The organism is Pseudomonas sp. GW823-FHT02C05 (assembly GCF_058797595.1).
The window spans coordinates 405,571-421,235 of record NZ_JBXAJU010000003.1 but is presented as its reverse complement, the minus strand read 5'-3'; the positions used below and the strand labels follow the sequence as shown (position 1 = coordinate 421,235).

Annotated in this window: 18 protein-coding genes; 11 read left to right on the top strand and 7 right to left on the bottom strand. The window is 60.6% G+C overall.

The window, feature by feature from the left end:
- Window positions 1-57 precede the first annotated feature (57 nt).
- The 7 genes from AC1RGE_RS18270 to AC1RGE_RS18240 all read left to right on the top strand — a co-directional run bounded on the left by AC1RGE_RS18270 (window position 58) and on the right by AC1RGE_RS18240 (window position 4,950).
- Window positions 58-639, top strand: a complete 582-nt coding sequence (locus tag AC1RGE_RS18270; RefSeq protein WP_181000764.1) for an Rnf-Nqr domain containing protein — start codon at window positions 58-60, stop codon at window positions 637-639.
- Window positions 636-1,841: an RnfABCDGE type electron transport complex subunit B gene (locus AC1RGE_RS18265; RefSeq protein WP_220223196.1), complete on the top strand. Its 1,206-nt coding sequence runs from the start codon at window positions 636-638 to the stop codon at window positions 1,839-1,841. Before AC1RGE_RS18270 ends, AC1RGE_RS18265 begins: the two co-directional genes overlap by 4 nt.
- Entirely contained in the window at window positions 1,828-2,820 is a 993-nt protein-coding gene (locus tag AC1RGE_RS18260; protein ID WP_072442644.1) for an RnfABCDGE type electron transport complex subunit D, read from the top strand. The genes AC1RGE_RS18265 and AC1RGE_RS18260 overlap by 14 nt, the downstream gene beginning before the upstream one ends.
- Complete coding sequence (locus AC1RGE_RS18255) at window positions 2,817-3,428, top strand: RnfABCDGE type electron transport complex subunit G (protein WP_065365280.1); 612 nt, start codon at window positions 2,817-2,819, stop codon at window positions 3,426-3,428. Before AC1RGE_RS18260 ends, AC1RGE_RS18255 begins: the two co-directional genes overlap by 4 nt.
- Window positions 3,421-4,017: an Rnf-Nqr domain containing protein gene (locus tag AC1RGE_RS18250; protein WP_210483291.1), complete on the top strand. Its 597-nt coding sequence runs from the start codon at window positions 3,421-3,423 to the stop codon at window positions 4,015-4,017. Before AC1RGE_RS18255 ends, AC1RGE_RS18250 begins: the two co-directional genes overlap by 8 nt.
- Before the next feature lie 7 nt (window positions 4,018-4,024).
- Complete coding sequence (gene nth, locus AC1RGE_RS18245) at window positions 4,025-4,663, top strand: endonuclease III (RefSeq protein ID WP_015636814.1); 639 nt, start codon at window positions 4,025-4,027, stop codon at window positions 4,661-4,663.
- A 107-nt stretch (window positions 4,664-4,770) separates the two neighbouring features.
- Window positions 4,771-4,950 carry a PA3496 family putative envelope integrity protein gene (locus AC1RGE_RS18240; RefSeq protein ID WP_011063105.1) on the top strand — a complete coding sequence of 60 codons (180 nt, stop codon included), beginning with the start codon at window positions 4,771-4,773 and terminating at the stop codon, window positions 4,948-4,950.
- Between the two features lie 147 nt (window positions 4,951-5,097).
- Here the strand turns inward: AC1RGE_RS18240 and AC1RGE_RS18235 are convergent, their stop codons facing one another.
- The 3 genes from AC1RGE_RS18235 to AC1RGE_RS18225 all read right to left on the bottom strand — a co-directional run bounded on the left by AC1RGE_RS18235 (window position 5,098) and on the right by AC1RGE_RS18225 (window position 8,371).
- Window positions 5,098-5,724 (bottom strand): response regulator transcription factor, encoded by a 627-nt coding sequence (locus tag AC1RGE_RS18235; RefSeq protein ID WP_011063106.1) that lies wholly within the window; start codon window positions 5,722-5,724, stop codon window positions 5,098-5,100.
- A gap of 385 nt (window positions 5,725-6,109) precedes the next feature.
- The gene (locus tag AC1RGE_RS18230) at window positions 6,110-7,327 is read right to left on the bottom strand and encodes an argininosuccinate synthase (RefSeq protein WP_011063107.1); all 1,218 of its coding nucleotides are present in this window, start codon (window positions 7,325-7,327) and stop codon (window positions 6,110-6,112) included.
- A 129-nt stretch (window positions 7,328-7,456) separates the two neighbouring features.
- A complete protein-coding gene (locus AC1RGE_RS18225; protein WP_072450835.1) occupies window positions 7,457-8,371 on the bottom strand; it encodes a flagellar protein MotY in 915 nt (304 codons plus the stop codon).
- Between the two features lie 156 nt (window positions 8,372-8,527).
- Here AC1RGE_RS18225 and pyrC point away from each other — a divergent pair, with 156 nt between their 5' ends.
- Both pyrC and rnt read left to right on the top strand, forming a co-directional pair.
- Window positions 8,528-9,574, top strand: a complete 1,047-nt coding sequence (gene pyrC, locus AC1RGE_RS18220) for a dihydroorotase (RefSeq protein WP_492584787.1) — start codon at window positions 8,528-8,530, stop codon at window positions 9,572-9,574.
- The gene (gene rnt, locus AC1RGE_RS18215) at window positions 9,571-10,242 is read left to right on the top strand and encodes a ribonuclease T (protein WP_011063110.1); all 672 of its coding nucleotides are present in this window, start codon (window positions 9,571-9,573) and stop codon (window positions 10,240-10,242) included. Before pyrC ends, rnt begins: the two co-directional genes overlap by 4 nt.
- 70 nt (window positions 10,243-10,312) lie before the next feature.
- Here rnt and AC1RGE_RS18210 read toward each other — a convergent pair whose 3' ends face one another.
- A complete protein-coding gene (locus AC1RGE_RS18210; protein ID WP_011063111.1) occupies window positions 10,313-10,915 on the bottom strand; it encodes a peroxiredoxin in 603 nt (200 codons plus the stop codon).
- A 324-nt stretch (window positions 10,916-11,239) separates the two neighbouring features.
- On the opposite strand from AC1RGE_RS18210, the gene AC1RGE_RS18205 reads away from it, so the two are divergent.
- Window positions 11,240-11,458 carry a bacterioferritin-associated ferredoxin gene (locus AC1RGE_RS18205; protein ID WP_492584785.1) on the top strand — a complete coding sequence of 73 codons (219 nt, stop codon included), beginning with the start codon at window positions 11,240-11,242 and terminating at the stop codon, window positions 11,456-11,458.
- Between the two features lie 212 nt (window positions 11,459-11,670).
- The gene (bfr, locus tag AC1RGE_RS18200) at window positions 11,671-12,144 is read left to right on the top strand and encodes a bacterioferritin (protein WP_011063113.1); all 474 of its coding nucleotides are present in this window, start codon (window positions 11,671-11,673) and stop codon (window positions 12,142-12,144) included.
- 176 nt (window positions 12,145-12,320) lie between these two features.
- Here bfr and grxD read toward each other — a convergent pair whose 3' ends face one another.
- From grxD to plzR, 3 genes are all read right to left on the bottom strand, one after another.
- The gene (gene grxD / locus AC1RGE_RS18195) at window positions 12,321-12,659 is read right to left on the bottom strand and encodes a Grx4 family monothiol glutaredoxin (protein ID WP_011063114.1); all 339 of its coding nucleotides are present in this window, start codon (window positions 12,657-12,659) and stop codon (window positions 12,321-12,323) included.
- Window positions 12,660-12,755: 96 nt separating this feature from the next.
- Entirely contained in the window at window positions 12,756-14,864 is a 2,109-nt protein-coding gene (locus tag AC1RGE_RS18190) for a molybdopterin oxidoreductase family protein (RefSeq protein WP_492584783.1), read from the bottom strand.
- Window positions 14,865-14,999: 135 nt separating this feature from the next.
- A complete protein-coding gene (plzR, locus tag AC1RGE_RS18185) occupies window positions 15,000-15,290 on the bottom strand; it encodes a PlzR type 4 pili assembly inhibitor (RefSeq protein WP_015636818.1) in 291 nt (96 codons plus the stop codon).
- Between the last annotated feature and the right edge of the window lie 375 nt (window positions 15,291-15,665).

The following is a 15,665-nucleotide window of genomic DNA, read 5'->3' as shown; positions in this document are numbered from 1 at the left end:
GCCGACGCTGGAGTTTGCCTACTCTTGAAGGACAGCCTGCCCGTACCGGCCCCGACCATGACCGACTTCCTCCTCGCCCTTGTCAGCACTGCCCTGATCAACAACTTCGTGTTGCAGTGGCCGCTGGGCGTCGACCCGCTGCTGCAGGCCCCAGCCGATAGCGCTCGGCTTCGGATCCATGCGCTGGGCCTGGCAACGACGGTCTTGATGCTGGTCAGTTGCGTACTCGGCCATGTCCTCTATCGTGGCGTGCTGGTGCCCTGGGGGCTGCAGTCCTTGCAGCTGTTTACCTGGCTGTCCCTGAGTGTGCTGCTGATCAGGCCGGCGCTACACTGGCTGCCCCGGGTCCTGCCCGGTTTGCCATTCGATGGCCTCTGGCCCTTGTTGCTGGCCAATGCCGGGATGCTCGGCCTGCTGTTGATCGCCAGCGGGGAAAACCTTGGGCTGGCGACCCTCGGCGCCATGAGCCTGGGTGCCGGGCTGGGCTTCTGGTTGGTACTGAGCCTGTTCAATGACCTGCGCCAGCGTATTTCCACCAACGATATTCCCCTGCCCTGGCAAGGCCTGCCGATCGACCTGATCAGCGCCGGCCTGCTGGCAGTGGCGTTTTTCGGCTTCAACGGACTGCCCAAGACATGAGTCTGATTCAACGCATCGACGCCCTTCTGCCCCAGACCCAATGCGGCAAGTGCGGCCACGCCGGATGCAAACCCTACGCCCAGGGCATCGCCAGTGGCGAGGCCATCAACAAGTGTCCGCCAGGGGGCCAGGAAACCATCGCCGGCCTGGCACAACTGCTCCAGTTGCCGGTGGTGGAACTGGACCACAGCCGTGGCGAGGCCCCGGCGCAGATCGCCCATATCCGCGAGGCCGAATGCATCGGCTGCACCAAGTGCATCCAGGCCTGCCCGGTAGACGCCATCGTCGGCGCGGCGAAGCTCATGCACAGCGTATTGATCGACGAATGCACCGGCTGCGACCTCTGTGTGGCGCCCTGCCCGGTGGATTGCATCGACATGCTGCCGTTGCCCATGGCCCGAGTGCTGCCCATTGTCGGCGGCCTGGCCAGCAGCCCCGAGCAGTTGCAGGCTCGCGCCGCCAAACGCGATCACGCCCGGCGCCGCTTCGAGCAGCGCAATGATCGCTTGCAGCGCGAAGAGGCCCGGCGCCTGGCCGAACGTCAGGCCAGGGCCCAGCGCGCCACCCAGGCCAGCGACGCCAGCCAGGATCCGGTTCAGTCGGCTATCGAGCGGGTCCGCGCACAGAAAGCCGCGGCGGCCGATGCCGCCTTGAAAAAGGCCAAGATCGAGCTGGCCATGAGTCGCGCGCAATTGCACAAATCCCTCAAGGCCTTCGGTCATCCGCCGACCTTCGAGCAGCAATCGCAGTTGATCGTCCTGCAGCGCCAGTTCGAAGTGGCCGAGCAGGCACTGGCCCAACTGGAAACCCAGGCGCTTACACCGACCGCGCCGGTGGCCCGGGATGCCGACCTAAAGCGAGCCAAGATCCAGTTGGCGATGCGCCGCGCCGAACTGAAAAAGGCCCAGGCCGCAGCAGCCCCCGAAGCCGAACTGCAAACCCTGGCCGCGGCCCTGGCGGCGGCCGAACAGGCGCTGCACGCCGCGGAAGACGCCAGTGGCAAACCGGCACCAGTACTGGAGCGGATCGAGAAACGCCCGATCGCCCCACAACTGCGACAACTGAAGACCGAACTGGCCTACGCCCGAGCCGAACTGAGCAAACTGCAACGCCAGACCGATACCAGCAGCGAACAACTGGCCCAGGCCCAAGCCCGCCTGAGCGAAGCCGAGCGCCAGGTAAACGCCCATGACGTGCCCTGAAACAGTCGACCCGCGCCTGCGCCAGGCCATGCAGCGCGTGCTGCTGGCCACGCTGCCGGGGCTGCTGGTACTGCTGTGGTTGTATGCCTGGGGGCCACTGCTGAATCTACTGCTAGCAGCCAGTGGGGCCCTGGCCATGGAAGCCTTGGTGCTGTTCCTGCGGCGGCGTCCCCTGCAACCTGCCCTCAGCGATGGCAGTGCGCTGGTCAGTGCCACCTTGCTGGCCCTGGCCCTGCCACCCTATTGCCCCTGGTGGCTGCCGCTGAGCGCTGCTGCCAGCGCCGTGCTCTTGGGCAAGCAGGTGTACGGCGGTGTCGGCCAGAACCCCTTCAACCCGGCGATGTTGGGTTATGCATTGGCCCTGCTGTGCTTCCCGCAATCCATGACTCACTGGCCCGCGCCCCATGCCCTGGACCTGCTCGGCGGGCTGCAGCAGGTATTCGGCCTGGGAGGCAACCCGCCCCCGGACGCCTGGGCCCAGGCCACGGCGCTGGACAGCCTGCGGATCAACAAGAGCCTGACCGTCGATGAACTCTTTGCCGGCAACCCCGCCTTCGGTCACTTCGGCGGCCGTGGTGCCGAGTGGGTCAACCTTGGATTTCTGGCTGGCGGCCTGTTTCTGCTGCAACAGCGGGTCATCGGCTGGCAAGCGCCCGTGGGCATGCTTGGCAGCCTGCTGCTGATCAGCCTGCTGTGCTGGAACGGCAGCGGCTCCGACTCCCACGGTTCGCCGCTGTTCCACCTGCTCAGCGGCGCCAGCATGCTCGGCGCGTTCTTTATCGTCACCGAGCCGGTATCCGGCCCCAAGGCCGCCAAGGCCCGACTGCTGTTTGGCGTTGGCGTTGGCCTGCTCACCTACCTGATCCGCACCTGGGGTGGCTACCCCGACGGGCTCGCATTCGCCGTGCTGCTGATGAACCTGGCGGTACCGGCCCTGGAGCGCCTGAGCTCCGAAAAACCGCTGGAGCGCCCCTCATGAAAGGGGCTCGCAGCCTGTTGCTGCTGATGCTGCTCGGCTCCCTGGGCATCGGTGCCACCCTGTGGCTGCAATATGCCGCCACTCCACGCATAGAAGCCGAACAACGGGCCTTGCAGGCACGCAAGCTGTTGGATGTGCTGCCCGCCGGCAGCTATGACAACCAGCCCCTGGACCAGCCATTGCCCTTGGCCGATGGGCAACTGAGCAACAGTCGCCTGCTCGATGGCTACCTGGCCACCCGCAATGGCCGGCCCAGCGCCGTGCTGCTGCGCAGCCAGGTCACAGGCTACGCCGGCCCCATCGAGTTGCTGATCGCTATCGACAGCCAGGGGCGCCTGTTGGGCAGCAAGACCCTCCGGCAGGATGAGACTCCGGGGCTGGGAGCACGTATCGCCAGCTGGCCCAATGCCTGGCTCCAGGGGTTTTCAGGAAAATCCCGCAATGATCCGGGCGACAGCGCCTGGGCCTTGAAAAAGGACAACGGGCAGTTCGATCAGATTGCCGGCGCCACCATCACTTCCCGTGCGGTGATCAGTGCCTTGCATGATGCCTTGCGCTACTTCGACGAACACCGCGGACAACTGCTCCCTGGAACGCCTCATGAATAAGCCGCTGTCATTGCCGGGGCTGCTGATGCTGCCACCCCTGATCGGGGCTACGGACTCCTGGGTCAAGGCAATCGGCCTGGCCCTGGCCTGGGTATTGCTGATCGGCCTCTACGGCGCCGGCATGCGCTTGCTGCGTCCGCCCATCGAGGCCCGCCACCACTGGCTGGCCAGCCTGCTGCTCAGCGCCAGCCTCGGCAGTTGCCTGTGGCTGGCGCTGCAGGCCTGGAGTTATGAGCTGCACCAGCAATTGAGCCTGTACCTGGGCCTGCTGCCCCTGCAATGCGTGGTACTGGAACAGGCGGGCTTCTTCCAGCACCGCAACCGATTGCGCCTGGCCGGCGCTTTCTGTGTGGCCCTGATCGGCCTGGGTACCCTGCGCGAGCTGCTGGGCGCTGGTACGCTGGGCAGCCATCTGGGCTGGCTTGTCGGCCAGCCGGATGCAGGCAATGGCTGGGTCGTGCTGCCACATGGGGGGCTACGCCTGCTGACCCTCGCCCCCGGCGGTTTTATCCTGCTGGGTGCGCTGCTGGCCGCAAAACGAGCCTGGGCTGGCTCCTGGACCTTAAACCGACCGCCTTCGAGGAAATGAATCACCCATGAATGCCGCCAAACGCCTGGAAATCTTTCGCCGGCTACACGAAGACAACCCCGAACCGAAAACCGAGCTGGCCTATTCCTCGCCGTTCGAGCTGCTGATCGCGGTGATTCTCTCGGCGCAATCGACCGACGTCGGAGTCAACAAGGCGACTGCCAGGCTCTTCCCCGTAGCCAACACCCCAGCGGCAATCTACGCCCTGGGTGTCGAAGGCCTGTCCGAATACATCAAGACCATCGGCCTGTACAACAGCAAGGCCAAGAACGTCATCGAGACCTGTCGCCTGCTGGTGGAACGCCATAACAGCGAAGTGCCACAGACCCGGGAAGAGCTGGAGGCTCTGCCCGGGGTGGGCCGCAAGACCGCCAACGTGGTCCTCAACACCGCTTTCCGGCAACTGACCATGGCGGTGGACACCCATATCTTCCGGGTCAGCAACCGAACCGGGCTGGCCCCGGGAAAGAACGTGGTCGAGGTCGAAAAGAAACTCATGAAGTTCGTGCCCAAGGAGTTTTTGCTGGACTCCCATCACTGGCTGATCCTCCACGGCCGCTACGTTTGCCTGGCACGCAAGCCACGCTGTGGCAGCTGTCGAATCGAAGACCTGTGCGAATACAAGCAAAAGACTTCCGACGATTGAGCAAGCATTGATTTTGCCGATAGATCGATTGAAAAAATCTTTTTTACCCGCCAGGAGAATATCGATATAAGGAGCGCCAATGGCAGTCCTAGCCTGGAGTCGACCTTATGAGTACTGGCAAAGAACAACTGGACGTAGAAGACGATTTCGTCGCAGCTGAAACAGATGACGCAGAACCGGTGGTCGAAGTAGCGAAAACCAATCTGAGCAAGCGCCGGACCATCGACAATCTCCTCGAGGAACGGCGCCTGCAAAAACAGTTGGCCGATTACGACTTTGACCTCTAGTCACAAAAGAACCTCCCCATGGAGGTTTTTTTGTACCTGTGCCCAGCCGCAAATCTGGCCGGTCAGCCTCCCCCACTGACCGGCTGCGTCGGCACTCAAGCGAGCCCATCCAGCAACACCGTCTCAATGCGCACGTGCTCTAAAGGCTCATATCAACCGATGCCGTTGAGCGAACTCGATCAGATCAACCAGTGAACGAGCATTGAGCTTGGCCAGCAGCCGGCGCTTGTAGGTACTGATGGTCTTGTTGCTCAAGCACAACCCCTCGGCAATTTCCTTGTTACTCATGCCGTTGGTGAGTTGTTTCAATACGATCAATTCGCGCCCTGAAAGCAGCTCGATCATCTGCTGCTCACTGCTGATGCCCTGGCTTGAGCGAAAAGTATGCAAGGCCTCGTTGGGGAAGTAGCTGTATCCCGCAAGCACCGCACGCACGGCACTCAACAGCTCGGTGATGTCCTGCTGCTTGCACACATAACCGGCAGCACCGGCCTGCATGCAGCGCATGGAGAAAGGCCCAGGAACTTGCAGGGTCAATACCAGAATCTTGATCGACATACCTCTGGACATCAGCCGGTTTATAACTTCGAGCCCATCAAGTTGCGGAATTCCAATATCCAGAATCAAGATATCTGGAACATATTCAAGAGCCAACTTCAATGCATCCGTGCCGTTATCTGCTTCCGCTACTACTTCAAGGCCATGGCGCTCCATCAACATGCGCACAGCCAAACGGACAACAGGGTGATCATCCACGATCAATACTCTTTTCATAGGTCCATCTCAGTCCTGAGAGTTTTTTAGAGCCCGCACAATACCCCAGAGAATTGACTCTGACACCGTGCTACAGAGGGCTACGACCTTACGAGGACGATCCTTACAAACAATACCGAATTGCCTTACAAAACGACCTAGATAAAAGTGGTTCAATATCCAAACCGCCTAGGATCAATCGTCAAATCAGCTACTTTTCGTACTAATAAAACTCCAACCTACAAGCACTCTCAGTAGCGGTACTTGGTACTTCGCCCATCAAGAAGTGGCTTACCTTGCCCAACAGACATTTGCTGATCTGAATTAGGCCCCGACGCTCACTGCAATTATCCAGGGCAAAAAAAAGCCCCGCTTATCGCGGAGCTTTCTTCAACCACTCAAAGCATCAGACCAGGGTCCGACCCTTGTTCGCGGCAATGCGCATGCGCAGGGCGTTGAGCTTGATGAAGCCAGCTGCGTCCGCCTGGTTGTAGGCACCGCCGTCCTCTTCGAAGGTAGCGATGTTGGCGTCGAACAGCGACTCGTCAGACTTGCGACCGGTCACGATCACGTTGCCCTTGTACAGCTTCAGGCGTACCACGCCATTCACGTGGGCCTGGGAGGCGTCGATCATCTGTTGCAGCATCAGACGCTCAGGGCTCCACCAGTAGCCGGTGTAGATCAGGCTGGCGTACTTGGGCATCAGCTCGTCTTTGAGGTGAGCCACTTCGCGGTCCAGGGTGATGGACTCGATGGCGCGGTGAGCACGCAGCATGATGGTGCCGCCAGGTGTCTCGTAGCAGCCGCGGGACTTCATGCCCACGTAACGGTTCTCGACGATGTCCAGACGACCGATACCGTGTTCGCCACCAATGCGGTTCAGGGTCGCCAGCACGGTGGCCGGGGTCATCTCGACGCCGTCCAGTGCCACGATATCGCCGTTGCGGTAGGTCAGTTCCAGGTATTGCGGGGTATCTGGGGCCTTCTCCGGGGAGACAGTCCAGCGCCACATGTCTTCTTCGTGCTCGGTCCAGGTGTCTTCCAGCACGCCACCTTCATAGGAGATGTGCAGCAGGTTGGCATCCATCGAGTACGGGGATTTCTTCTTGCCGTGACGCTCGATCGGGATCCCGTGCTTCTCGGCGTAGTCCATCAGCTTCTCGCGGGACAGCAGGTCCCACTCGCGCCAAGGGGCAATCACCTTCACACCCGGCTTGAGGGCGTAGGCGCCCAGTTCGAAACGCACCTGATCGTTGCCCTTGCCGGTGGCGCCATGGGAAATGGCGTCGGCGCCGGTTTCGTTGGCGATTTCGATCAGGCGCTTGGCGATCAACGGACGAGCGATGGAAGTACCCAGCAGGTACTCACCTTCGTAGACGGTGTTGGCGCGGAACATCGGGAAGACGAAATCACGCACGAACTCTTCGCGCAGATCGTCGATGTAGATCTCTTTGACGCCCATGGCTTGCGCCTTGGCGCGGGCCGGCTCGACCTCTTCGCCTTGGCCCAGGTCAGCAGTGAAAGTCACTACTTCACAGTTGTAAGTATCCTGCAGCCACTTGAGGATCACCGAAGTGTCCAGGCCGCCCGAATACGCCAGAACGACCTTGTTAACGTCCGCCATGCCATCACTCCACGGGGTTGTACGGAAAGCCGCCAAGTCTACCGATCCACGCGGATAATTTACAGAGGCGCGACAGCTTATGACGACCAAGCGACAGATTATGTCGAGCGAGCGACGACGACAGCCGTATCAGGAAGTCGCCGCTGCGCTGGATCCGGAAGCCGCCTGAGGCGCTGGGGCCGGCTTTTCGACAGGAGCGACCCGCTCCAGATGCACATTGACCCGCCGGTTCTTCGCCCGGTTGGCCGCATTGGTGTTGGGGGCCAGGGGATAGCGCTCGCCATGGAAGCGCACCACGATCTGGTTTTCCGCCAGGCCATTGGCCTTGAAGAACTCCATGACCGCCAGCGCACGACGGCGCGACAGGTCACGGTTGGTCAGGCGGTTGCCACTGTTATCAGAGTGCCCGTCCAATTCGACATGATTGACCGTGGGGTCGGCCTTGATGAAGTCCACCATCACTTGCAGCTTGGCCTTGGCCCGGGCGTCCAGGTCGATGCCCCCCCCGGGGAAACCGATCTCGGCCTGCTTGACCTGTTCATAGTTCATCGGCAACAGCTTGGCCATGCAGCTTTGATAGTCGCCATAGGCCTTGCTGAACTTCACCGGCAACAGGCGTACCTCGGACACTCCGCCTTCGCGGGAGAAGTGCCGGACCACCGGGCTGCGCCCCTCCAGCAAACCGACGATCAGACGTCCGGCCTGCATCTGGTTGCTGTTGAACAGCACCCCATCGGTACCGGCCTTGACCGCCCCGAGGTTGATGTCGCCACGCCCCGGCTGCCAGGGGGCGGCGGCCGCAAGCAGGGTCGCGGAACCACCGGCCTGCATGGGGTTGAAACTCTTGAGGCGGAAAATCGCCTGCTCGCCGGCGCGACGAACGAATTCGCCGGAACCGAAATCGGTAACCGGTTGGATCAGGCGGCACTCGAACTTGTCACCTTCGACCGTCCACTCAATGCTCTCCAGGCGAGTCTGGAAAGTGAGAGCCATCGCGGGCAGGCTGGCAAACACACTGAGCAAGGCTAGATAACGCTGGCGCACGGGAGGCTCCACTGACGTGTACAACAGAAAAATCGACAGGCGTTAATACGCCATACCTTCGGGATATCGGTTGCTCGTCGCAAAACTTGATAGCGAGTGCCTGGAAGAGTCTTTTCCGGTAGCATTCCCCCGAGTTTTACCCGCCTGGAACCTCCAATGTCCGACCGCCTGACCCTGCTGCGTCCCGACGACTGGCATATTCATCTTCGCGATGGGGCCGTGTTGCCCAATACAGTCGCAGATGTCGCGCGCACCTTTGGCCGCGCCATCATCATGCCCAACCTGGTACCTCCGGTGCGCAACGCCGCGGAAGCCGACGCCTATCGCCAGCGCATTCTAGCTGCGCGCCCGGCCGGCAGCCGCTTCGAGCCACTGATGGTGCTCTACCTGACCGACCGTACCCAGCCGGAGGAAATCCGCGCGGCCAAGGCCTGCGGTTTCGTCCACGCCGCCAAGCTGTACCCGGCCGGCGCGACCACCAACTCGGATTCGGGCGTGACCAGCATCGACAAGATTTTCCCGGTGCTTGAAACCATGGCCGAAGTCGGCCTGCCGCTGTTGATCCACGGCGAGGTAACCCGCGGCGACGTCGACGTCTTCGACCGCGAGAAAATCTTCATCGACGAGCACATGCGGCGTGTGGTTGAACGCTTCCCCAGCCTGAAAGTGGTGTTCGAACACATCACCACCGCTGAAGCCGTGCAGTTCGTCAAGGAGGCTTCGGCGAACGTCGGCGCCACCATCACTGCGCATCACCTGCTGTACAACCGCAACCACATGCTGGTGGGCGGTATTCGTCCGCACTTCTATTGCCTGCCGATCCTCAAGCGCAACACCCACCAGGAAGCCCTGCTGGATGCGGCCACCAGCGGCAACGCGAAGTTCTTCCTCGGCACCGACTCGGCACCTCACGCCCAGTACGCCAAGGAAGCCGCTTGCGGTTGCGCCGGCTGCTACAGCGCCTACGCCGCCATCGAGCTGTACGCCGAAGCGTTCGAACAACGCAACGCCCTGGATCAGCTGGAAGCTTTCGCCAGCCTCAACGGCCCGCGCTTCTACGGCCTGCCGGCCAACACCGACAGCATCACCCTGGTCCGTGAAGAATGGACCGCTCCTGCCAGCCTGCCGTTTGGCGAGCTGACTGTCATTCCGCTGCGCGCCGGTGAAAAACTGCGCTGGCGCCTGCTGGAGGATCACTCGTGAGTGACGACCATTTCGACGACGAACAAGAAGGTAGCAGCGGCGGTCCTCGCCATCCAATGGCGGCACGCTTTCGCGGTTACCTGCCGGTAGTCGTCGATGTTGAAACCGGTGGCTTCAACTCGGCCACCGACGCCCTGCTGGAAATTGCCGCAACCACCATCGGCATGGACGAAAAAGGCTTCGTGTTCCCCGAACACACCTACTTCTTCCGGGTCGAGCCTTTCGAAGGCGCGAACATCGAAGCTGCAGCCCTGGAATTCACCGGGATCAAGCTTGATCATCCCCTGCGCATGGCTGTGAGCGAAGAAACCGCCCTCACCGATATTTTCCGCGGGGTGCGCAAGGCGCTGAAGGCCAATGGCTGCAAGCGCGCCATTCTGGTAGGCCACAACAGCAGCTTCGATCTGGGCTTCCTGAATGCCGCCGTGGCGCGCCTGGACATGAAGCGCAATCCGTTCCACCCGTTCTCCAGCTTCGATACCGCCACTCTGGCTGGCCTGGCATACGGCCAGACCGTGCTGGCCAAGGCCTGTCAGAGCGCAGACATCGACTTCGACGGTCGCGAGGCCCACTCGGCTCGCTACGACACCGAGAAGACCGCCGAGCTGTTCTGCGGCATCGTCAACCGCTGGAAACAGATGGGCGGCTGGCAGGATTTCGACGACTGAATAGTCGCTTTCCTTTGCCCCATAAAAAAACCGGCCCTAAGGCCGGTTTTTTTATGCGTGACGCCAAGCCTTACAGCTTGCCGGCGTTCTCGCTCAGGTAAGCAGCAACGCCTTCTGGCGAAGCGGTCATGCCCTTGTCGCCTTTCTTCCAGTTGGCAGGGCAGACTTCGCCGTGCTCTTCGTGGAACTGCAGAGCGTCGACCAGACGGATCAGCTCTTCCATGTTGCGGCCCAGTGGCAGGTCGTTGACGATCTGCGAGCGGACAACGCCTTTGTCGTCGATCAGGAACGCGCCACGGAAAGCCACGCCGCCTTCGGACTCAACGTCGTAGGCCTTGGCGATTTCGTGCTTCATGTCAGCAGCCATGATGTATTGAACCTGACCGATGCCGCCGGCATTGATCGGGGTGTTACGCCAGGCGTTGTGAGTGAAGTGCGAGTCGATGGACACAGCGATCACTTCAACGTTGCGTGCCTTGAAATCAGCCATGCGGTGGTCCAGAGCGATCAGCTCGGACGGGCACACGAAGGTGAAGTCCAGTGGGTAGAAGAACACCAGGCCGTATTTGCCTTTGATGGCCGAGGACAGGGTGAAGCTGTCGACGATTTCGCCATTGCCGAGAACGGCCGGAACGGTGAAGTCAGGGGCTTGTTTGCCTACGAGTACGCTCATTGGATATCTCCTGGTGTGGACGTAGTAATGAAGAAGAAGGGTTGGCCCCGAGCCTGCCATGCTGATGCGACAGCCCCGTGACGTGCGCCCTCTTCGCAAGGACCGACCATCATACACGGCGTTTTTAAGCTGTCCTTAGTGGTTTTTCCTCTGGCCGGCCTCCAACGCGAAAAATGCGAATGATCTGTCATTAACGCCAAGAAAAGCCGTTCGTCACTCAAGCAAGAATCAGCAACAAAGGGCGTAGAAACCACTTTGACAATCATTCTCGTTAACATTAAGATCCATCGCAATTGAGCCCTAACCAGCGACGGTTCTCATCTTATGTATGTCTGCCTCTGCACCGGTGTCACCGACGGACAAATTCGCGAAGCGATCTACGAAGGTTGCTGCAGCTACCGCGAAGTACGCCAGGCCACCGGCGTTGCCAGCCAGTGCGGCAAATGTGCCTGCCTGGCCAAGCAAGTGGTTCGCGAAACCCTGACCGAATTGCAGAGCAGCCAAGCGTCAATCCCCTACCCTGTGGAATTTAATGTCGCCTGATTTAATCAATAATTAGCGGCGTTACAAACAACCGGACCTGGCGTCCGGTTTTTTTATGCCTGTAATTCAATCGCTTAGAGACAAAACGCGGAACACAAACATTCTTATTCCGATTAATTTTTATATATTATTCAATAACTTAGGTTTGACAGTAATGTTCATGCAGCTCAGACTCTGCCCATGTTCCACTAAATACAGGGCAGGACCCCATCATGAAAGGCGACATTACAGTCATCCAGCATCTCAATAAAATCCTTGCCAATGAACTGGTCGCGATCAATCAGTACTTCCTGCATGCGCGCATGTATGAAGATTGGGGCCTGAACAAGCTGGGCAAGCACGAGTACCACGAGTCCATCGACGAGATGAAGCATGCGGACAAGCTGATCAAGCGCATCCTCTTCCTCGAAGGCCTGCCCAACGTCCAGGACCTGGGCAAGTTGCATATCGGTGAGCACACCAAGGAAATGCTCGAATGCGACCTGCGTATCGAGCGCACCGGCCATGCCGACCTCAAGGCCGCGATCGCCCATTGCGAATCGGTTGGTGACTTCGGCAGCCGTGAACTGCTGGAAGATATTCTGGAATCCGAAGAAGAGCATATCGACTGGCTGGAAACCCAATTGGGCCTGATCGATAAAGTGGGTATCGAGAACTATCTGCAATCGCAAATGGGTGACGAGTAACTCAACTCGTAATACCCGAAGAATAAAAAAGCCCCGCTTCTCTTATGAGAGCGGGGCTTTTTTTATTACGCGGATATGTTCGCGTAACAAACCGAAGCAGAGTGCTTGCCGCAAGTTTCCGAGAATCACACGAGTAGCATGTCGATTCCCGGAAACCCTCGCGAGCAGGCGCGCTTTTACGCTTCGGTCTTGGCAGCGGCTTTTTCGGCAGCGGCCTTGATCAGGCTCTGCAATTCACCGTTGGCGAACATTTCAGCCATGATGTCGCTGCCGCCGACCAGCTCACCGGCCACCCACAGTTGTGGGAAGGTTGGCCAATTGGCGTACTTGGGCAGGTTGGCGCGAATTTCCGGGTTCTGCAGGATGTCCACGTAAGCGAACTTCTCACCACAGCCCATTACGGCCTGAGCGGCTTTGGCAGAGAAGCCGCACTGCGGGGCATTCGGCGAGCCTTTCATGTAAAGCAGAATGGTGTTGTTGGCAATCTGCTCTTTAATAGTTTCGATGATATCCATGGAACACCTCGGCTGAACTTTCCGACTCTGTTGTCGGCACGGTGGCGCATTGTAACGGAATCCTGAGCACCCTGCTCGGCCTCTCCGACAGACATCTCAGGCCGCCTGCACCCTGACCGGCACCCCGTTCAACGCCGCATTTCCCGACAGCACATCGAGCTGGCGCTCGTCGGTCAGGTCATTGGCGCTGCAACCCGGCTGCTCCGTGGCTATGTTCATCCGCACGCCCGGACGCCCATGCCCCCAGCCATGGGGCAGGCTCACCACCCCCGGCATCATCTCGGCGCTGGCCAGCACTTCGACTTCCACCGCGCCGACCCGTGAACTGATGCGTACCCGTTGACCGTCCTGCAAACCCCGGAGAGCCAGATCCTGCGGATGCATCAGCAGTTGGTGACGAGGCTTGCCCTTCACCAGGCGGTGATAGTTGTGCATCCAGGAGTTGTTACTGCGCACATGCCTGCGGCCGATCAACAACAGTTCCCCCTCCTGCGGCGCCTTCAGGGCAGCAAAGCGCTCCAGGTCGGCCATGATCGCCGGCGGCGCAGCCTGGACCCGCCGGTTTTCGGTTTTCAGGCGCCCGGCCAGATTCGGCTGCAGCGGCCCCAGATCGATGCCATGGGGATGCTCGGCCAGCGTCGCCAATGACAGCTTGAACGGCGAGGCGTCGCCATAAGGCCCGGCACGCAGCCCCATATCAATCATTTGCGCCGGCGCGATGGTCGGCTTGAGCGAGCTTTCGGTGCGCTCGGCAAAGGCCTTGGCCAGGCCGACGAAGATCTCCCAGTCGTGCAGTGCACCTTCGGGCTTGGGCAGGATCGCCCGGTTGAAACGGCTGACGTTGCGCACCGCGAACAGATTGAACGTGGTGTCGTAGTGATCATTTTCCAGGGCTGAGGTGGACGGCAGGATCAAGTCGGCATAGCGGGTGGTTTCGTTGATGTACAGGTCGATGCTGAGCATGAACTCCAAGCCATCCAGCGCCTGCTCCAGCTGCCGGCCATTGGGCGTGGACAGCACCGGGTTGCCCGCCACCGTGATCAGCGCCCGTACCTGCCCCTCCCCTTCGGTGAGCATCTCTTCTGCCAGGGCCGACACCGGCAACTCGCCGCCGTATTCCGGAAGCCCGGAAACCCGGCTCTGCCAGGCATTGAAGTGGCCGCCCGAAGTCGCCGCTACCAGATCCACCGCGGGGCTGGTACACAAGGCGCCACCCACGCGGTCGAGGTTACCGGTGACCAGGTTGAGCAATTGCAGCAACCAATGGCACAGCGTGCCGAAGGCCTGGGTCGAGACGCCCATGCGCCCGTAGCAGACCGCTCTGTCGGCCGAGGCGAAATCCCTGGCCAGTTGGCGGATCTGCGGCGCCGCAATGGCGCACAGGGGGCTCATGGCCTCCGCCGTGAACCGGGATATGGCCTGGCGCACCTCGGCCAGCCCATCCACCTGCAAGTGACTGTCGCGGGTCGGCCCCTCTTCGAAGATGCTGTTGAGCAGGCCAAACAGCAGCGCGACATCGCCCCCCGGGCGGACAAACAGATGCTGGTCGGCCATGGCCGCGGTTTCGCTGCGCCGCGGATCGACCACCACTACCTTGCCGCCACGGGCCTGGATCGCTTTCAGGCGCTTTTCCACATCCGGAACGGTCATGATGCTGCCGTTGGACGCCAGGGGATTGCCACCAAGAATCAACATGAAATCGGTGTGATCGATATCCGGAATCGGCAACAGCAAGCCGTGGCCATACATCAGGTAGCTGGTCAGGTGCTGAGGCAATTGGTCGACCGAGGTGGCCGAGAAGCGATTGCGCGTCTTGAGCTGGCCGAGAAAGTAGTTGCTGTGGGTCATCAGCCCATAGTTGTGCACGCTGGGATTGCCCTGGTAGGTCGCCACCGCGTTGTTGCCATGACGCTGCTGAATGCTCGCCAGCCGCTCGGCCACCAGGGCAAAGGCCTCGTCCCATTCGATCGGTTGCCACTCATTGCCAACCCGGCGCACCGGCTGGCGCAGGCGGTCCGGGTCATTCTGGATATCCTGCAAGGCTACGGCCTTGGGGCAGATATGACCGCGGCTGAAACTGTCCTGAGGATCGCCCTTGATCGAGCTGATGCGCGGAGCACTGCCGTCTTCTTCGGTGATTTCCAGTGTCAGGCCACAGATGGCCTCACACAGGTGGCAGGCACGGTGATGGAGAGTCTTGGTCATGGCCAGTTTCTATTGTCTGAGAGCGCAGCGTATTCGCTTGCCGGAAGCAAAAACTATGGGCGCTCCCCTGACAGGACACCAGTGACGTTCGTCCCATGAATTCACGGCCATCAGCCCCGGCCATGATCGGCGCCTTCAGTTGGAGGGCAACCGTGGCGGCCCATCCGCTGAGACGTGGGTGGTTGCATCCACGGCCTCCCGCTCTCCATAGCCACCCGAGAGTTGTGCGAGCAATCGCCAATGCTCGTCCAGGCCTGCACTGAGGCTCATCATCCGGTCGATCATCTTGCGCGCGGCCGCTCGGGTCACCGGATCTTCACTGCGCAGCAGCTCGAAGGAAAACGCCGTCACCGAAGCTGTCATGTCGGTGAGTGCCCGGGCCGTGAGCCCCAAGAGCGTCATCAGTTGTTGCTCCCTGGATTCCATCGTTCACCCGTCCCTGCCACTGATTCGCCTTTATAACCTCAGCACTTTGCATTAGGAAATGTTTCAGGCTGCCAGCCCGCGGATTATCCGGGACGCAGCCCCCGCCCTCCAGGTCAGAAAACGACTGCATGGGCATCACCCGCGCCGCGCTCGATTGCCAAGGCGCGCCGGGGCAGTGTACAAATGCCCGGCTGCTGTCTGGAAACTGGTCTCAAAAGTGCCAGCGCATTCGCGTCCTGGCCTCTCATGCCCATAATCGCCGTAGCACTACTATTGGTAAGACGCGACATTTAATTATAAGATCGCGCCTTCCCCTATTTCGTCGCCCCGTGCGGCTTTCGCCGCAGGTCCAGCCCGTTGTTCGACTAAACAAGG

Excerpts from the sequence above, each read along its gene's own strand:
- AC1RGE_RS18240 (WP_011063105.1), top strand. The coding sequence starts at position 4,771 with ATGAGTACTGGCAAAGAACAACTGGACGTAGAAGACGATTTCGTCGCA.
- AC1RGE_RS18230 (WP_011063107.1), bottom strand. The coding sequence starts at position 7,327 with ATGGCGGACGTTAACAAGGTCGTTCTGGCGTATTCGGGCGGCCTGGAC.
- plzR (WP_015636818.1), bottom strand. The coding sequence starts at position 15,290 with ATGGAATCCAGGGAGCAACAACTGATGACGCTCTTGGGGCTCACGGCC.
- pyrC (WP_492584787.1), top strand. The coding sequence starts at position 8,528 with ATGTCCGACCGCCTGACCCTGCTGCGTCCCGACGACTGGCATATTCAT.
- nth (WP_015636814.1), top strand. The coding sequence starts at position 4,025 with ATGAATGCCGCCAAACGCCTGGAAATCTTTCGCCGGCTACACGAAGAC.
- AC1RGE_RS18235 (WP_011063106.1), bottom strand. The coding sequence starts at position 5,724 with ATGAAAAGAGTATTGATCGTGGATGATCACCCTGTTGTCCGTTTGGCT.
- bfr (WP_011063113.1), top strand. The coding sequence starts at position 11,671 with ATGAAAGGCGACATTACAGTCATCCAGCATCTCAATAAAATCCTTGCC.
- AC1RGE_RS18210 (WP_011063111.1), bottom strand. The coding sequence starts at position 10,915 with ATGAGCGTACTCGTAGGCAAACAAGCCCCTGACTTCACCGTTCCGGCC.
- AC1RGE_RS18255 (WP_065365280.1), top strand. The coding sequence starts at position 2,817 with ATGAAAGGGGCTCGCAGCCTGTTGCTGCTGATGCTGCTCGGCTCCCTG.
- AC1RGE_RS18265 (WP_220223196.1), top strand. The coding sequence starts at position 636 with ATGAGTCTGATTCAACGCATCGACGCCCTTCTGCCCCAGACCCAATGC.
- AC1RGE_RS18270 (WP_181000764.1), top strand. The coding sequence starts at position 58 with ATGACCGACTTCCTCCTCGCCCTTGTCAGCACTGCCCTGATCAACAAC.
- AC1RGE_RS18260 (WP_072442644.1), top strand. The coding sequence starts at position 1,828 with ATGACGTGCCCTGAAACAGTCGACCCGCGCCTGCGCCAGGCCATGCAG.
- AC1RGE_RS18205 (WP_492584785.1), top strand. The coding sequence starts at position 11,240 with ATGTATGTCTGCCTCTGCACCGGTGTCACCGACGGACAAATTCGCGAA.
- grxD (WP_011063114.1), bottom strand. The coding sequence starts at position 12,659 with ATGGATATCATCGAAACTATTAAAGAGCAGATTGCCAACAACACCATT.
- AC1RGE_RS18250 (WP_210483291.1), top strand. The coding sequence starts at position 3,421 with ATGAATAAGCCGCTGTCATTGCCGGGGCTGCTGATGCTGCCACCCCTG.
- AC1RGE_RS18190 (WP_492584783.1), bottom strand. The coding sequence starts at position 14,864 with ATGACCAAGACTCTCCATCACCGTGCCTGCCACCTGTGTGAGGCCATC.